The sequence below is a fragment of the Paenibacillus taiwanensis DSM 18679 genome (assembly GCF_000425125.1).
GTDB classification, from domain to species: domain Bacteria; phylum Bacillota; class Bacilli; order Paenibacillales; family Paenibacillaceae; genus Paenibacillus_B; species Paenibacillus_B taiwanensis.
In genome coordinates this window covers 58,912-74,925 of the sequence record NZ_AULE01000024.1, presented here as the reverse complement: position 1 = coordinate 74,925, position 16,014 = coordinate 58,912, and the positions used below count along the sequence as shown (strand labels likewise).

The window sequence follows — 16,014 nt, the reverse complement described above, 5'->3', positions numbered from 1 at the left end:
CTTGTCTAGCGCCTTTACCTAATCCATTTTTATTACTGGTAGCATGGCAGGCTGATATGTTTTGCGGTAGCTGGACGGCGACATGCCAAACCAACGTTTGTACATTTTTGAAAAGTACAACGCATCATTGTACCCTACTGAGGCAGCCACTTGTTCTACAGCAAGCTTCGTAGTCATTATAAGCGTACGTGCTCGCTCCATCCGCAGCCTAATGAGAAGCTGGATCGGAGACTCCCCTGTAATCTCGTGAAACATTTTAGAAAAATACGTTCGATGATAACCGAACTGCTGGGCTAAACTTTCAATTGAAATTGGTGTAGAGTAACGCAGCGTAATATAGCATACCGCTTGTTCCACTTGCCGCTCGATGTCAGAACACACGTCCTTATTCCCTAACCGTTCAAGATGCGTCGCCCTGCTAAATTCAGCTAACGCCAATCTAGCATAAGCCTCTGCCTCCAAATCACCACTAATTCCTCCTTCACAGAGCGCAGATTGTACCTTCTTGAATGCCGCTGCTACTCTCGCCGTCCTGACAGGATGTACAACGGGTGCATGAGGTCCGATCCCGATACTTGCCAGCATTCCTTCTATATGTGTGCCTCGCAATGCAATCCACCGATAAGCCCACGGCTCCGTGTCATCCGCTACATATCGGAACAGCTCGCCAGGAAAAATAAAAAAGCTGTCGCCCTTCTCCAAATGGTAAGTCGTCTCTCGCATCGTTAACCGACCGTAACCAGATTGAACGCAATGAATCAATAGGTAATCAAGTACAGCAGGACCTACATCATGACCATTATCCGTCTGCGATTGTCCGCTAAATAATACTGTAATTTCTCCTTTGCTTGGCGTATCGTTCATCATAAAATTCATCTTCTCCGACACGTCAACGCCTCCTTGATGAGGGATCTATTTCTACATTCATTTTATCGTGTGCGCTCAAAAAAGAATACATTATTCCATATGTTAAACAAATTCATTCATGCCATCACACATTCTTTACCATTTACTTCCAACATTTATATTCATCGTAACGCCAAGCGAATAACAAGCTGCAATGCAACAAAGCCGTGTATGAAGTAAACCACCTTCGTACACGGCTCCATTATATTGTCAATCGGCCTTCTGTTGGCCTTATTGCTTGCCTACACCGCTGCCTTTTCTTGCGTACGCTTCTTCTTTACAAGGATACCAACTACGAGCACAAAGGCAATAACAACAGCCTCAAAGCCGTATTTAATGACAGGGTTAACAAAGAAATCTTTCAGGAATGCTTCACCAACAAACATTTTCGCAGCCGTCCAACCTAATACCGCAGAACCGATCATAATAATCCAAGGGAAACGCTCGATCAATTTGAGTACAACTGTACTGCCCCAAACTACAATCGGAACGGAAATCGTCAGACCAAGTACAACTAGCATAATACTGCCATGAGCTGCACCAGCGACAGCAAGCACGTTATCGAGTCCCATTGCCGCATCGGCAATAATAATAGTACGGATTGCTGCCCATATACTAGTACCTGACTTGACATCATGTTCCTTCTCTTCAACGAGCAGCTTGATCGCTATCCAAATAAGAAGCAGGCCACCTACGATAAGGAGACCAGGTATTTTTAACAAATACACGACCCCCATCGTCGCGGCAATCCGAATGAGAACTGCACCGATTGTTCCCCAAATAATCACTTTTGTTTGATCTTGCTTTGGCAAGTTGCGTGCTGCCAAACCGATCACAATGGCGTTATCGCCCGCAAGCACAAGGTCGATAATGACGATCGACATCAATGCTGTCCAGAACTCTGCTGTAAATAGAACGTCCATTTCTACTCCTCCTCCTAAAACTTTACCCCTGGTATAATCACATGAAAAAGCCGCTACCCACAAGGCAACGGCAAACTAATCAATAAAAAGACCTTCACCGTTGTGGGCAAAGGTCTCGCAAACAACAAAAATCGTTGCCAGCAAAGCCGAGGATCGCGCCCGCGTATCCCGTAATGACGACTTTACTGTACCTGCTACTCCCCTTAAAGAAGTTATCATGTTTTGATGTGTAACTTATAATAGCACTAGTTATTTATAACTTCAATGCTAAAATATTTTTCATTTCAAATTATTAGTTGTTTCCCATCGTTGAAGTAGTGGTTATAATTGGTTACACTACATACATGTACGATTAAGGAGGTTGACAAAATGGACAATATAACACCACAACTGGAAAAAGCTACATTTGCTGGTGGCTGCTTTTGGTGTATGGTAACGCCATTTGAGCAGTTGCCTGGCATATACGGTATCGTGTCTGGTTATACTGGAGGTCATACGGATCAACCAACGTATAAAGAGGTTTGTTCCGAAACTACAGGACATGCTGAAGCAGTACAGATTACGTTTGATCCTCAAGTGTTCCCTTATAAGGCACTGCTTGATATATTTTGGCAGCAAATTGATCCTACTGACGCAGGCGGTCAGTTCTATGATCGGGGCTCCTCGTATCGATCCGCTATTTTCTATCATAACGAAGAGCAGCGAGTACTTGCGGAACAATCGAAGCGGGAGCTGAAAGCAAGTGGGAGGTTTGATAAACCTATTGCAACGGAGATCGTCCCTGCAAAGGAATTTTTCCTCGCAGAAGAATATCATCAAGATTACCATAAAAAAAACTACGCACATTACAAACGATACCGGACAGGCTCAGGCCGTGATGCCTTTATGGCCAAGCATTGGGGAGTTAGCGCTGAGCAGAAAGCAGACCTCAAAGATAAGCTGACTTCCATGCAATACCATGTCACACAGAATAGCGGGACCGAACCACCGTTCCAGAACGAATGGTGGGACCATAAAGAGGAAGGCATTTATGTGGATATCGTATCAGGTGAGCCCCTGTTCAGTTCCAAGGACAAATATGATTCCGGTTGTGGCTGGCCTAGCTTCACCAAGCCGCTTCGCCCTTTTCATGTGGAAGAGAAGCTGGATGTGTCACACGGAATGGTCCGCACGGAAGTACGCAGTCGATTTGCCGACTCCCATCTAGGCCATGTATTTGATGATGGCCCTGGGCCAGAGGGATTGCGCTATTGTATAAACTCAGCTTCACTCCGCTTTATCCCTGTCTCCAAGCTAAAAGAAGCGGGATATGAACAATTTCTGGCAATATTTGCTTAAACTCCTCACGTATCAGGTATAACGTATAACCTACACACCCTACGCAGCCTCGATCTGTCGTAGGGTGTTTGTTACGAATCCATGTGAATACACCATTAAATGCCTAGCTGCACAGCCTGTTCTCGTTCCATTTGGTACACCATTCGCAACAACAACTCCATCAATAATTGCTGCTCATGTCTGCTGTATGTAGACCACGACTCCTCAACAACTGCCGTACTTGCTGCTTGCCACATCGTATAACTGTTCCGAGATTGCGCAGTCAGAATCATACACTGCGAACGCTCATCCTGCGGATCAGGCAGAAGTTCAATCCAACCGTCATGTCTTAGTTGTTCCACGAGACGTGCCATCGTCGGACGATTTAGTTGCAATCTAGCGGCAATCGCAGCTACAGACCCCTTCCGGTTTCCCTCAGGCATTACTTCCTGTGCATATATCTCTCGTACGACAGCCCATTGCTGAAAGGTCATTTGATGCTCAGCAAGCAGTCGCCGCAGTTCAACACGAAGCAGCAGAGCAGACTCCTGTAGAGATAGTTCCGGCCTTACGCCTCCAATCATTATAGCCCCCCGTTTAGATCGAATCCACAGTTACGTATTAGCCGATAAAGAACATAAACTCATGTCCGTCTAACATCGAATAACGATGCCTGTCTTATCATCCGCACCTTTAAAGCGCGGTACATTCGTACATAACGAATCTGACTGTTCAAGCTGTTCCAAACGTGTCACATAGTTCTCCATCCCCATTTCCAGCAGCTCCGTGATCCAAGTGGGCGATAAGGGGGCTGGCTTTCGACTGCTATCGTTCACGCCAATGTCGCCATGAAAACGATTGCTCCACGGATATATCCCGTCACTTATGATCACGATTGCACGGATGTTATCCAGGGGAAACGAGCCATACTCCAGCAGCTTCTCAAGCTCAGGATCACCATTCATAACACTATACCCGTTAGCTGCATTAGCTTGTAATCGATTACGACACAACTGCTCTACCACCACCTCCGTCTTGACATGGCTTTGCCAAGCTGTTTCATCCAACATCCATAGAGTCAACGCCTGAGCATCAAACCGATCCACTCCATCTCGGGTTATTTCTCTTACAGAGCCGTCTTTGTACTGAACATATATCATACAATCCCCGCTCTGCACCCAATAGATACGTCGTCCTCTAACAAGCACACCTGCATGAACAGCTCCAATCCGTTGTGCAGGTTGCTCATAAGCAATGCCATGCTTAACCATCCAATTCCGTAAACGATTATTAGCAGTTAAGGTCAGCTCTTGAAGCATACGACAATCATTCAAACCGTCACCCCCCGCGTCAGTGACGTCTGGGTACCGCTCCTGAATTCCCTCTTCGAATGCCTGTTGTACAATTCGTGCTGCTACTGCCCCTGCTGTTCGACCTTGATCGTCAAGGTAGGAGGTTAATCCAGATACACCGTCTATTACTACATATAATCCTCGTGTATCATCCACTACATACCCGTCTTCATTACAAATACCCTCTCCTTGACGATACAAAACGGATATACGTTGATCCTGATTGATGAGGTTAGACTGCTTTCTATCGCTTGTCATCGCACGCCCTCTTCCCTAAGCAAACGAGCAATATCTACGCTTTGCCCTGTTCGCGAGCTTTGAATAGCCGCAAATACCATCGCCATACTGTAAATATTGTCGGAACAATCCGTTTCAGGCTCCCGTCCTGTTTCCAGCGCATCAAACATTTCATCCAAGCAACCCCAATGTCCTTCATTTACTGTCGGGTGAGCGGCCCCGCTCCTTCGCTGGATGCTCCCCTTGTGAACATCCATATATTCAGCCTCGATATGTTCTGCTCCGTCCCACAACAATGTTCCTTGGCTGCCCATCAAGCGCCAGCTTGACTCCCAGGAAGTAGGAAAGCCTTGTGTGCACCATGAACCACGGTAACAAAACCGGACGCCGTCGTCCATTTCAAAAGTGGCGACCGCATTCGCATTCCCGTTATACCACGAACCTTTAGGGTTCCACTCTTGGCAAGTAACCGTTTTGGGTGTTGCACCTGTAAGCAGCCTTGCTTGATCAAAAGTATGGATTGCCATATCAAGAATTAATGGACTCGCCATCTGCTCTCGGAATCCGCCAAATCGGGGGCCTAGAAAAAAATCTGCATTTATCATTCCCATCTGGCCGATGACGCCTGTTTGCAGCAACTGTAGCACACCTCTTAAATTGGTATCATATCTGCGATTTTGCATGATGGCATATGTTTTCTTCATTAGCTTCGACAAATTCATAAGCTCCACGGCTTCCCTCATCGTAGCAGCCATCGGCTTCTCACTGAACACATGACAACCTGCCTCCAGTGCTGTGCCAGCCACATTACGCCGCGCCGCTGGAGTTGATACATCCATAACGATATTCGCACCGCCGCGTCGAATGGCTTCACGAAGATCGGAATACAAGCCACATTTTAAATGATAGGTTTCCGCCAGATGCAAGCTTGCTTCTGGGTTGACGTCCACTAAGCCAACAATTTCGACATTTTGCCGCTGTAACGCATACTCAACCCACTTTTGAGACATTTGACCGCATCCCGCTACTACAATTCGCCAGTTCATCCAGATGTCATCCCCAATCGATGGTTAATTGATTGCTGAACATACAGCCACTTGTTTATGGTCTATGTGTCGATTTCGCCACTCATTCCCGAATTCCTGCCTGAATATACAATGTGCCGACATACAATTGAATCGTATGTCGGCACCAATGACGAAAATTATGAAGAATGTGTAATGATCGTGTCCGCTTCCTTGGCCGCCAAACCAAACAGTCCCATCAACAGGAACGTTACGATGATGTATAACATAAACATCGGAATGGACACCGCGTAAAAGATAGTCGGTGATATAAGCGCAAACCCAATCATAATTGTCGAACAAGCTAAAATAATGGAGAAATACATGCCTCTGCGACGCGCAGTGCGTGCAAGTACAGGCTTATGATAACGAATGGCCCAATCTCTTAATCCATTACAAACTAACCATACAAGCATAATGTTAAATACGGTAACTAATACGCTGCGGCCTACGGCAAACCAAGCTAAAAATGCCGCGCTCTGATAAGCTCCAAGCAAGGGCTCAATTAACTCATAACTGGCCAACACGATTAAAAGTGGCATTACTTTTTTAGCATGAGCAAAATGGGGTGATTCATTTATTATTTTCCCCAATGCATTCATCATAACAAGCAAGCCGACGATATCAGGTAAAATATCGATACCATTTACCGAATAATCAATAAAAAACAAAAAACTCCATTGCATTTGCTTAAACGCTTTCTGGATTGTGGACATGTCTGGTGACTGAGCTCCCTTTCTCAACTGTTGTCCGTACAGTATAACAATTCCGATAGGTGGCGTGCAACGAAAGTTAAAGCCGCATGAAACGTTTTCCATCATTCGGAAGCATCTTTATCGTGTAGTTGGACTACTTTTCAAGTATAATGGTACATGGTATACATACACGTACTCAATTTTATACAGGAATCAGTTCACTCAGGAGGATCAAGGCATGGCAACTATTAAGATTTTTTCGGATAGCACTTGCGATCTGCCCAAATCTTTAATCGAACAATATGATATTGGCATTGTGCCCCTATATGTTACATTTGGAGATCAAGATTTCCGTGATGGTGTAGATATCGATCCCAGGAAGTTATATGAAATGGTGGATGCGACAGGAAAGTTGCCCAAGACTGCGGCTCCCTCCCCAGGGGATTTTGCGAGCGCATTTGCACCATTTGTAAAGGAAGGCCGCGATATCATTTATATTGGCCTCTCCTCACACTTATCTTCTACCATCCAAAATGCCGGCATCGCCGCGCAAATGCTAGAGGACGAGCCGGGCAACATAACTGTAATCGATTCGTTAAATCTGGCAACAGGTGTCGGTCAGCAAGTATTAAGAGCCGCACGACTTGCTGAATCAGGACAGGATGTCTCTGCAATTGAAGCCCACATTGTTGAGATGCGCAAACATATCGAGACGGAGTTTATTATTGACACGTTAGATTATTTGTACAAAGGTGGCCGGTGCAGCGGTCTGCAAAATATAATCGGCACCCTGCTCCGCATCCGTCCCGTTATTAAAGTGGTGGACGGCAAGATGACACCTACGAATCGTGTACGTGGTAAGCGTGAAAAAGCTGTGGAGCAATTGCTTAATAACGCGCTAAGCCTCACCGATCAGATGGATAAAGATACGATCTTTGTCACTCATTCATTTTCCGATGAGGACGCTCAGTTTGTACAACAGAAGCTCAAGGAATTAACAGGTGCCAAGCATGTGTACATCTCTGACACAGGATGTGTCATATCCAGCCACTGTGGAACCAATACGATTGGTATCGTATTTGCGAAGAAATTTTAGCAGAGATTACGGATTACCAACAACTTTAAAAAGACGCTTACTGAACCTCATAATAAGGTTCAGTAAGCGTCTTTTACTTCTTGCGCCTTTCTTATACTAAAGCGGCCATAAACGTGCAATCACCTTGCCCTCAATCAGCGACAACGGGATTGCGCCGAACTCACGGCTATCTTTGCTATTTCCACGATTGTCGCCTAGTACAAAAACCGTTCCTTCAGGCACAACAATTGGAAATTGTACTTGTACAGGAAAAGTCGGACTTGATATGTAAGGCTCAATCTGCTCCACTCCATTAACGATAAGCTTCCCTTGACGAAGTTCCAACTTGTCACCTGCAATGCCTACCACACGTTTAATGAGGCGAATAGGTTCAACCGGATCTTGCAAAATAACGACATCTCCACGCTCTGGCTTCGTAAAATGATACAACCACTTGTTCTCCAGAAGTCGATCACCTTCATGATAGGTTAGTTCCATCGAATGCTGGTGTACAATAATTTGCGCATAAGCTACTTTCTGAATGACAAGACTCACACCAATAGCAATAACCAACGTAAGGGCATACTGCCTAATACTGCGCCAGTTCATTTGGTACACCTCCCATTCGATTACGATGATTTAGGTAGTGACTCCGTTCAACTAGCGGAAACACACCTCATAATTGATAATATATACCTATTATACTATCTTGAAATACGGCAATCAAAGTGCAGCAAATTTAAGGCTTTGCAGTGTGCTTACGTTTGCATTTCCGTGCAGGAATCCGAATTTGGACAGCTGTCCCTACACCTACCGTACTAAAAATCGATACCCCGTATTCCTCTCCATACTGGAGCTTAATACGTTGGTCTACGTTGCGGACACCGTATCCTGTATTCACATGCTCTTGTGGATCAAATATATGATCTATACGTTCTTGTTTCATACCAATACCATCATCTATAACTCGGAATAAAATATCATCTCCCTCTAAAACACCTACAATACGGATATGAATTCGGTCGCCACACCAAGCGTGTTTGAGTACATTTTCAATAAATGGCTGTAAAATGAGCTTGATCGTCTCGTAAGGCCATACATTAGCATCAATATCAAACATAACGGACATTCGGTCCCCATATTTAATGGTCGAAATCTGCAAATAAGCTTCAGCTTGCTCGATCTCAGAAGGGACGGGAATCATCGTTCTTCCGTCATTTAAAGTTAATCGATAAAACTTAGCAAGGCCAAATACCATCTGCTGCAACTTATCCATATCACCAAACTTCGCCAAACGATGAATAGAAGATAACGCATTGTACAAGAAATGGGGATTGATTTGAGATTGCAGCATTTCCAGCTCAGCTTCCTTTTTTTGCAACTGCGTCAAATACACTTCTTTAATTAATGACTCAATATTTTCCCCCATATCATTAAGTGCAGTCGCAATTTGCGAAAACTCATCCTTGCCCCGATATGAAATTCGTTTATGTAGATCGCCCTCGCGCATAGCGTTAAGTACAGACACAAATTTGTTAATGCGAATCGCAAAAAAGCGGGAAATAAAAATACCAACAAAGGAGAATACAATAAAACATAACAAGCACATCGTAATAATAAACATACGAACTTTAAATGAATCTTGCTCAATAATCGTGATCGGCACTAGCGCCACTAACTGCCAGGACTGTTTCCCCACCGTTTCCGTTATCGTTAAATAATTTTCGTGTAACTGCTGATCATCCGTCACATTACTTGGAAGCTCTCCTGATTGATACAATTTACGTCCGTATTCATCCTTTATAAAAAGCACGCTGCCATTGCCGATCTTCGAGTAGTTCATACTCTCAAACAGTTCCTGTATCCCTACATTTATTCGTAAAAAACCGACCTCATTTAATCGCACAGGATTGTAAGTATCAATTAATCTCCGCAGCAGCGAGATTCGGTTATTTTCGGCATCCTGCTCAATCTGCCACCATTTCATCGTCTCGCCATATTTCTCTTCTGGATAAGCCGTATACCATAATCTCTCTTTAATTCGACTCATATGATAAATATCAAACGATGATACGCTAAAATCAGGATTCTCATTGTTAAACGTATATCGGTATCTTTCATAAATCGATTCATTTTTGAGAAACACGGACATCCAGAACTTCATCCCCGTTGATTCGGTCACCGCCTGGAACTTGGGGAATATGGCGTTAATCATGCGATCGTAATTTTCCCAACCTTCTTCATAGTTTCGTAAATATTGATAAAAATCAAAATCTCCATATAACAAAGAAGAAATCCGTGTAATCTCTTGCATCCTATATTCAATATTGTCCCTTATCTGCAATAAAGTACCTTGAATATTCGTTCGCGTATGCTTGCGAATGGAATCCTCATACATCGAATGAGAAACGAAGCCGATAACGGACACTGGGATGATAATAAAAAGCATATAGGTGAGCATCAGCTTATATCCAATTGGTAAATATCCGAGTTGTTGTCTCCTCTCATTCATTGCACTCATCCCCTGTCACGTTTCCCGCTTCCGGTATTCCATAGGTGTCATGCCAAATGCCTCTTTAAACTGTCTACTAAAATAAGGAAGATAACGATAGCCTACTTGACTAGCAATCTCATAAATTTTGGTTGACGGTTCTCTTAGCAGCTCACGCGCACGTTCCATCCGAAGCTGGATAAGCACTTCACTAAAGGACTTTCCTGTCTCTTCCTTAAACAAAAATCCTAAATAGTTAGGAGAAAATGAAAATTGATGGGCTATATCTTTAAGTGTAATATTTTCGTGCATACTCCCCTTCATCGTTTGCATAATTTCACGGATCAATTTATTATTTTTGGAATTGGATTTCTGTCTTATATGCTCGGAGATTTCAAATGTTTTGCGAACTAACCAGGATCGAATATCATTAATCGTGTCAAATTGAAGCAAAATATCAAGATTGTGCAGCTCCATACCTAAAATTTCAAAGATGTTCTCATCTGCTGCTTTTAAATGCTGATCCAACTTCCAAATAATATGCATCGCCAAATTGTGTACGGTAAACTTGGACCTCAATTTACTGACTGAATCAAATAATTTATCAATCTCGTCATAAATTTGAACTAGCTCGTACTCTGTCATCGCCTTTAGCAGTGCATCCATGCGAACATCTAACGTTTGCGCGTCCAGCATTTCGGGCTTGCGACTTACTGTTTCATACATAATCAAGTTACCCTTGCCAATAAACATCTTACCATCAACAGCCTCCATCGCTTGTCTGTAAGATACTTGGAGCTGTTCTAACGTATCAACAGGCTCGCCTACTCCAACGGTCATCGTGACCGGGAACTTCTCACGTATAGCTGCATACATATCCTCCATAAAGAAGTGTCTGTTATGCTCGTGAACTAACAAAACGATTCTTTGTGACGATAACTTACACCAGTGCGGCATGTTGTGCTTTCTACTAATTTCTCCAACTTCATATAAGAAGTTTCGAGACACAGCTTGTAATGACAAGTTGTTCTCCTCTTGTACCCAAGATAAATAATCAAGTTCCAATACAGCAATACGGATCGGCCAATTCAAATTGTTTAAGCCATATGAACTTACTAGCCTCTGCACACCTTCGTGCTGTGCATCATCCCAGTCTCCCTCGAACAATCGAATTAACAGATCATTTTTGGCCATTGGAATCATGTGCTGGTAAGCTTCTTCCGTTTCCCGTCGCTTGCGCTCATCATCCAAGTCTTGTTTCACTTTCTGAAGTACAGCAATCAATTCATTGTCGTCCATTGGTTTTAGCACATAACTATAAGCTTTGAGCGAAAGTGCTTGCTTCACATAACTAAAGTCTTGGTAACCGCTTACAAATATGATACGAACCTGCGGCTTTTGCTCCATTGCTATACGTGCAAGCTCAAGGCCTGACATATTAGGCATATTGACATCACTTACTATGATGTCTATAGGATGCTGCTCTAACATCTCACACGCCACAAATGCGTTATTTACTGCGGCTACAACTTCCATACCCAGTTCATTCCAAGGAATAAATTGTTTCATCCCTTCCAAATCAAGCATTTCGTCGTCTACCAACATTACGCTGTACATGAATGCAGCCCCCCTAAGACGTGCAGTCAGACTCTTCTCTAAATTGCAACATTTCCCTTTTCCAAGTATACCAATTCCCTATTCTATTTAACAGTTTTTTTGCAAATCGGCCGATTTGTTTTTAAGGTGCTAACAAATAAAACGAAGGTTTGCCATATCAGCAAACCTTCGTGATTACTTTTACTTATTTACCCATTGCTTTTTTGTTTTCAGTCCATACTTTAGTGATGTAATCCAAGTACTTGTCAAATCCTACTTTTACGGAATCATCATGTGCTTTATCAATAATAGCTAATGCTTCCTCATCACTCTTAGCATACATCGCTTTAGCACGTGCAGTAAGCCAAATGTCTTTTACGCTTTGACGGATAATACCTTCTTCACTATCAGAGGATGGCTCCCAGTTCAAGAACTCCGTGAAGTCACCTTGCGATGCCCACGTAATTTCCATTTGCCAACGTGTACTGAAGTCAATTTTGTCAGCTGGAATAGCGGACAGCATTTGTTTCTTCGTATTGTCCATGTACACCGTGTTACCTACCCATACCAAGTTACCTGCATTTGCTTGCACGTCAGCAAGTGTTTTAGAATCGTTCAAATATTTATCTTTGTTGAATTTAGGTGTAAGTTGGTCAGCCTCAAATTCGTTCCAATACTCATTTGGACCAGGAGGGCCCCAGTTCAGTACCATCGAACCTTCTGGACCAGTCATCCAATCCAGCATTGCAAATACAGCCTCTGGATTTTTAGCATTTTTAGTAATTACAGCTACGTTCCAGCCCAATTGGTTATACGTACCTGGGAAGATTTTGTTTTGATCTAAGCCAGGCTTCGCAATTGGTTTAATGTACATGTAGCCATCATTTGGATCTTTTTTCTTCAGTTCAGCATCTGCTGCGGAAAGCATTTTCATTGGATCAAATGTTGCAATAACTGCAAATTTACCGTTCATTGCTTTTTCTCTTACTTGATCTTCTGTTTGCGTGTTGGCATCTTGAGTCATCAATTTTTCACGCATTAATTTAGCTGTGTAAACTACAGACTCACGGAAGCCAGGATCTTTGTAGATGGAAACGATCTTGTCACCATCTGGAACACCGTAGAAACGAGTGTAGGACAAGTTGTCTTCCTTAAAGGAAGAGAAAATTTGGTCGATACCGTGACCGTCTTTTGCCAATCCTGTTTCAAAAGGAATGACGTCTGGGAATTTTGCTTTAACTGCTTTCAGATATGCATACAAATCGTCAGTTGTCTCAAGCTTTGGAGAACCAAGCGCTTTGTAAATTTTAGTATTAATTGCGTATCCTGCGTTACCGTTTGGTTGCGTTGTATAGTAGTTCGGCAATTGATAAATTTTTCCGTCTGGAGAGCGCAGCAGACCTAAATGCGCTTCAGTTAAGTACTTTTTAAAGTTAGGGTATTTGTTAATATAGTCATCTAAAGGTACGAGCATATCCGCTTGACGTAAGCGCTCAACATCCATCCCTTTATCTGTCCACACCACATCTGGAAGCTCATTACCTGCGATCATCGTCTGCAATTTTTGAGCGTTGTTACCTCCAGAGCTAACCGCAGTTACGTTAAGTTTTTTGTTGTCTAAAATCCATTTTGTTGCAGGATCTTTACCCCATTTTGGCATTTGATACCAACCATAGTTACCATAGAACGATACTTCAAGTGGTTCTTTGCCAAATTCGTAAATAGCGCTTGCTTGTTCTTTGCCTGATTCTGTCTTTGTGTCATCTGGCGAAGTAGGCTGTGATGAAGTACCTGAATTGCCGCTACAGCCAACCATCAACGTAATAACCATCAAAATGGACATCACATTAAGAAGCAACTTCCTCTTGTTTTTCACTGACATTTGCCCCTTTCAAATGTTAATCTATGTTTAAAGCTTGACGCTCTAAACTCCTATTAGGATGTGAAGCTTAACTTGCATACAGACTACTCTTTCAAGGAACCAACCAAAACCCCTTTAACAAAGTACTTCTGTAAGAACGGATACACACAGACGATCGGTAGTGTTGCCACCATAATAGTAGCCATCGTCAAGGATTTCGACGTAATCGTCTTAGCTGCGTTTAATCGGGCCAGTGCGCCGGCATCCAAATTAGAAATTTGCTCGGATGCGATGTTAGAGAACAAAATTTGTCTTAATACCGTTTGAATTGGCAACAGGTTCTCATTAGTAATGTAGATACTCGCTACGAACCACTCATTCCAGTGAGCAATAGCAGTAAATAAAGCTAACGTAGCGATGACGGGTCCTGATAGAGGAAGCACAATTCGGAAAAAGGTCCCCCAGTTGCCGCAGCCGTCAATCTTGGCTGATTCTTCCAAACCTTGCGGTAACCCTTGGAAGAACGTTCGGAAAATAATCATATTCCATACGCTAATTAGTGCCGGTATAATAAACACCCAGAAGGAGTTAAATAAGCCAAGACCTTTGATTAACATGTACGTTGGAATAAGTCCACCACCGAAGTACATCGTCACGATACACATAATCATATAATATTTGCGCCCCATCAATTCCCGCTTTGACATCCCGTACGCAAATATGGATGTAGCCAATATCGCAGAAATCGTTCCGATAACCGTTCGAAGCGCAGCGATCATAAATCCATTCATTAACCTTGAATCTTCAAACACAATCTTATAATTTTCTAACGTAAACTCACGAGGCCAAAATGTAATTCCGCCTTTAGAAGTATCCATCCCTGTATTAAAGGAGATCACGATTGAGTTCCAAAACGGATAAAATGTTGAAAATGCCAGCAACGTCAGAAATACGTATATGAATGCGGTAAAGAGACGGTCTCCTATACTATCTCGTATCATTGTTCAGTCCTCCTCGAATTAAGTGATTCATTACCACAAGCTATTACCGGATCTTCTGGCAACGAAGTTAGCAAATGTGAGTAAGGTTACGCTGACGATGGACTTAAACAAGCCAATGGCAGTCGCATAGGAGTACCTGTAATTATCTATACCAATACGAACGACATACACGTCTAGTGAGTCTGATACTTCTCGAAGCGCTGGGTTGGACGCGAGAATCAAAATATCCTCAAACCCTGCATTCAACAAACTTCCGATTGCTAAGATCATAAAGATAATTACAACTGGCATAATGCTTGGAAGTGTAATTAGATACATCTGCTTAAAGCGACTCGCGCCATCCATAGAAGCTGCTTCATACAAGTGAGGATCGATACCTGCAATAGCCGCCAAATATACGATTGAGCCAAACCCAATTTCTTTCCACACATTCGTCGTGACCAGGATTGACCAGAAGTATTCTGTCATGGACAAGAAGTTAATCGGTTCATTAATTAGTTTTATTTTCTCTAACAACATATTAACACTGCCGTTATCTACCGATAGCATCGATGTTACCATAGAACCGATAACGACCCATGATAAGAAGTGAGGCAAGTAAGTTACAGTTTGGATGACCCGCTTAAACACCATTTTACGAACTTCATTCAGCATCAGAGCCAAAATGATAGGTGCTGGGAAACCAAACATAAACTTTAAGAAACTAATTACGATCGTGTTTCGCATAACCGGATAAAATTCCGGAGAATTAAAGAAATAAATAAAATGTTTAAATCCTACCCAATCGTTATTTAATAAGTTGGAACCCATCTTGTAGTCCTGAAAAGAAATAAGCAATCCGTACATTGGAATGTAAGAAAATACAAAAACTAAAGCTAATGCGGGTAAAACCATTAATTGAATATCTATTTGAGATATAAATCGTTTAAATGTACTCTTTCTAGGCTTGTCGAGATTCAATCCTGATCCCGTCTCTGGTACGGCGGATGCCTTCGCCATGCTCGAATCCCTCCTATGTAATAGAATGTCATGAAAGTACAAGCGTTTTAACTAATGGCAGCATAAAACATCTACAGTACGCATACACAATCGCCTTCTGTCTATTTAAGGCTTAACTTCCCCCACTCTCTCCCTCCATCTAAACTAATGACTGTAATCTTTTATTCAGATCTAACGCTACTGCCCGATTATCTTCCTCATAAAACAATCTCGCTTGCTTCCTTTGTTATCATTTTATTATCTAAGCGCTTTCATTGATATATGACGAATCAACGATTATTGATACTTATTAATGATCTTTATCATTTTTTTAGATTCAAGTGGTGTATTTATGAAACTGGCCGTTGTTTTTCGCTATTTATTGTAAAAAAAGGTATAGTTTGAGTTGTTGTGTCATTCCAAGTGGTGTGAGAGTCGATTTGCTCGTTACGCAAACGAATAGGAGAACATCTGAGATTGTCAATAGGCTCCAGACTGGATAACAGGTTTAAGCCACT

14 protein-coding genes are annotated in these 16,014 nt (G+C 42.6%); 2 read left to right on the top strand and 12 right to left on the bottom strand.

Annotated features, from left to right (window positions below; translation table 11 throughout):
- Positions 1 to 18: 18 nt before the first annotated feature.
- Positions 19 to 888 (bottom strand): AraC family transcriptional regulator, encoded by an 870-nt coding sequence (locus tag H509_RS24295; protein WP_051286821.1) that lies wholly within the window; start codon positions 886 to 888, stop codon positions 19 to 21.
- A gap of 260 nt (positions 889 to 1,148) precedes the next feature.
- On the bottom strand, positions 1,149 to 1,829 hold the full coding sequence (locus H509_RS0104815; protein WP_028544079.1) for a TerC family protein: 681 nt from the start codon (positions 1,827 to 1,829) through the stop codon (positions 1,149 to 1,151).
- A 369-nt stretch (positions 1,830 to 2,198) separates the two neighbouring features.
- On the opposite strand from H509_RS0104815, the gene msrA reads away from it, so the two are divergent.
- A complete protein-coding gene (msrA, locus tag H509_RS0104810; protein ID WP_028544078.1) occupies positions 2,199 to 3,167 on the top strand; it encodes a peptide-methionine (S)-S-oxide reductase MsrA in 969 nt (322 codons plus the stop codon).
- A 95-nt stretch (positions 3,168 to 3,262) separates the two neighbouring features.
- On the opposite strand, the gene H509_RS0104805 is transcribed toward msrA, so the two are convergent.
- From H509_RS0104805 to H509_RS0104790, 4 genes are all read right to left on the bottom strand, one after another.
- The gene (locus H509_RS0104805) at positions 3,263 to 3,730 is read right to left on the bottom strand and encodes a MarR family winged helix-turn-helix transcriptional regulator (protein ID WP_028544077.1); all 468 of its coding nucleotides are present in this window, start codon (positions 3,728 to 3,730) and stop codon (positions 3,263 to 3,265) included.
- A gap of 69 nt (positions 3,731 to 3,799) precedes the next feature.
- Entirely contained in the window at positions 3,800 to 4,756 is a 957-nt protein-coding gene (locus H509_RS24290; protein ID WP_051286820.1) for a protein phosphatase 2C domain-containing protein, read from the bottom strand.
- Positions 4,753 to 5,781, bottom strand: coding sequence for a Gfo/Idh/MocA family protein (locus H509_RS0104795; protein WP_036696281.1), 1,029 nt, complete (start codon positions 5,779 to 5,781; stop codon positions 4,753 to 4,755). The genes H509_RS24290 and H509_RS0104795 overlap by 4 nt, the downstream gene beginning before the upstream one ends.
- A 158-nt stretch (positions 5,782 to 5,939) precedes the next feature.
- Positions 5,940 to 6,515, bottom strand: coding sequence for a hypothetical protein (locus H509_RS0104790; protein ID WP_036696390.1), 576 nt, complete (start codon positions 6,513 to 6,515; stop codon positions 5,940 to 5,942).
- Positions 6,516 to 6,732: 217 nt separating this feature from the next.
- Here H509_RS0104790 and H509_RS0104785 point away from each other — a divergent pair, with 217 nt between their 5' ends.
- Positions 6,733 to 7,590, top strand: coding sequence for a DegV family protein (locus tag H509_RS0104785; protein ID WP_028544074.1), 858 nt, complete (start codon positions 6,733 to 6,735; stop codon positions 7,588 to 7,590).
- Positions 7,591 to 7,686: 96 nt separating this feature from the next.
- On the opposite strand, the gene lepB is transcribed toward H509_RS0104785, so the two are convergent.
- The 6 genes from lepB to H509_RS0104755 form a co-directional block, all read right to left on the bottom strand.
- Complete coding sequence (gene lepB, locus H509_RS0104780) at positions 7,687 to 8,178, bottom strand: signal peptidase I (RefSeq protein WP_028544073.1); 492 nt, start codon at positions 8,176 to 8,178, stop codon at positions 7,687 to 7,689.
- 130 nt (positions 8,179 to 8,308) lie between these two features.
- Positions 8,309 to 10,081, bottom strand: coding sequence for a cache domain-containing sensor histidine kinase (locus tag H509_RS0104775; protein WP_036696278.1), 1,773 nt, complete (start codon positions 10,079 to 10,081; stop codon positions 8,309 to 8,311).
- A 15-nt stretch (positions 10,082 to 10,096) separates the two neighbouring features.
- Positions 10,097 to 11,677 (bottom strand): response regulator, encoded by a 1,581-nt coding sequence (locus H509_RS0104770; RefSeq protein WP_028544071.1) that lies wholly within the window; start codon positions 11,675 to 11,677, stop codon positions 10,097 to 10,099.
- A 184-nt stretch (positions 11,678 to 11,861) separates the two neighbouring features.
- Positions 11,862 to 13,532 (bottom strand): extracellular solute-binding protein, encoded by a 1,671-nt coding sequence (locus H509_RS0104765; protein WP_028544070.1) that lies wholly within the window; start codon positions 13,530 to 13,532, stop codon positions 11,862 to 11,864.
- 89 nt (positions 13,533 to 13,621) lie between these two features.
- Positions 13,622 to 14,518, bottom strand: a complete 897-nt coding sequence (locus H509_RS0104760) for a carbohydrate ABC transporter permease (RefSeq protein ID WP_028544069.1) — start codon at positions 14,516 to 14,518, stop codon at positions 13,622 to 13,624.
- A gap of 30 nt (positions 14,519 to 14,548) precedes the next feature.
- Positions 14,549 to 15,517, bottom strand: coding sequence for an ABC transporter permease (locus H509_RS0104755; protein ID WP_028544068.1), 969 nt, complete (start codon positions 15,515 to 15,517; stop codon positions 14,549 to 14,551).
- Between the last annotated feature and the right edge of the window lie 497 nt (positions 15,518 to 16,014).

Excerpts from the sequence above, each read along its gene's own strand:
- H509_RS0104815 (WP_028544079.1), bottom strand. The coding sequence starts at position 1,829 with ATGGACGTTCTATTTACAGCAGAGTTCTGGACAGCATTGATGTCGATC.
- H509_RS0104760 (WP_028544069.1), bottom strand. The coding sequence starts at position 14,518 with ATGATACGAGATAGTATAGGAGACCGTCTCTTTACCGCATTCATATAC.
- H509_RS0104785 (WP_028544074.1), top strand. The coding sequence starts at position 6,733 with ATGGCAACTATTAAGATTTTTTCGGATAGCACTTGCGATCTGCCCAAA.
- H509_RS0104805 (WP_028544077.1), bottom strand. The coding sequence starts at position 3,730 with ATGATTGGAGGCGTAAGGCCGGAACTATCTCTACAGGAGTCTGCTCTG.
- msrA (WP_028544078.1), top strand. The coding sequence starts at position 2,199 with ATGGACAATATAACACCACAACTGGAAAAAGCTACATTTGCTGGTGGC.
- lepB (WP_028544073.1), bottom strand. The coding sequence starts at position 8,178 with ATGAACTGGCGCAGTATTAGGCAGTATGCCCTTACGTTGGTTATTGCT.
- H509_RS0104795 (WP_036696281.1), bottom strand. The coding sequence starts at position 5,781 with ATGAACTGGCGAATTGTAGTAGCGGGATGCGGTCAAATGTCTCAAAAG.
- H509_RS0104790 (WP_036696390.1), bottom strand. The coding sequence starts at position 6,515 with ATGTCCACAATCCAGAAAGCGTTTAAGCAAATGCAATGGAGTTTTTTG.
- H509_RS0104775 (WP_036696278.1), bottom strand. The coding sequence starts at position 10,081 with ATGAATGAGAGGAGACAACAACTCGGATATTTACCAATTGGATATAAG.
- H509_RS0104755 (WP_028544068.1), bottom strand. The coding sequence starts at position 15,517 with ATGGCGAAGGCATCCGCCGTACCAGAGACGGGATCAGGATTGAATCTC.
- H509_RS0104770 (WP_028544071.1), bottom strand. The coding sequence starts at position 11,677 with ATGTACAGCGTAATGTTGGTAGACGACGAAATGCTTGATTTGGAAGGG.
- H509_RS24290 (WP_051286820.1), bottom strand. The coding sequence starts at position 4,756 with ATGACAAGCGATAGAAAGCAGTCTAACCTCATCAATCAGGATCAACGT.